This is a genomic window from Methylobacterium sp. WL103 (assembly GCF_008039885.1).
Classification (GTDB): Bacteria; Pseudomonadota; Alphaproteobacteria; order Rhizobiales; family Beijerinckiaceae; genus Methylobacterium; species Methylobacterium cerastii.
Genome location: NZ_VRUX01001197.1, coordinates 1 through 609, shown reverse-complemented (window position 1 = coordinate 609; position 609 = coordinate 1). Strand labels below are relative to the sequence as shown.

At 70.4% G+C, this 609-nt stretch carries 1 protein-coding gene; it reads right to left on the bottom strand.

Annotation, left to right across the window (positions count from 1 at the left end; all coding sequences use genetic code 11):
* Positions 1-53: 53 nt before the first annotated feature.
* The coding region (locus tag FV222_RS28590; RefSeq protein WP_147816485.1) for a YceI family protein at positions 54-609 on the bottom strand (556 nt) is incomplete at its 5' end.

Genomic DNA, 609 nt, shown 5'->3' with positions numbered 1-609 from the left:
GGCCCCGGCGCCGCGCGGATCGCGGCGGCCCTGGCCAAGCTCGGCTGAGCCCGTCAGTTCACCGCCTTGAACTCGCCTTCGAGCCGCAGGACCACCTCGTCGCCGAGCACCGGCAGGTAGGCGTCGATGCCGAAATCCGAGCGCTTGAGCACGGCGCGGCCGTCGAAGCCCACGGTGTAGGCCTTGTCCACCGGGTGGATGCCGGCTTGGTTGAAGGTCGCGTCGAAGGCGACCGGCTTGGTGACGCCGCGCAGCGTCAGGTCGCCGGTGACCCGCGCCGTGGTCGGGCTCGTCGCCTCGACCGCGGTGGCGACGAAGGTCGCGCTTGGGAACTTCGCGGTGTCGAAGAAGTCCGGCGCCTTGAGGTGCGCGTCGAGCTTCGGGTTCACGCCGGTGACGCTGTCGGTGCCGATCGTGACCTTGAGTCGGATCTTGGCCGGGTCCTTCGGGTCGAGCACCGCGTCGCCGGTCACGTCGGTGATCTGTCCGTAATAGGTCGAGAAGCCGAGATGGCTCAGCGACCACGTGATCTTGGCGTGGTCGGGATCGAGGCGGTAGGCGCCGGGCCGCACCTGCGTCGGGTCGGCGCTCGGGGCCGCGGTCTCGGCC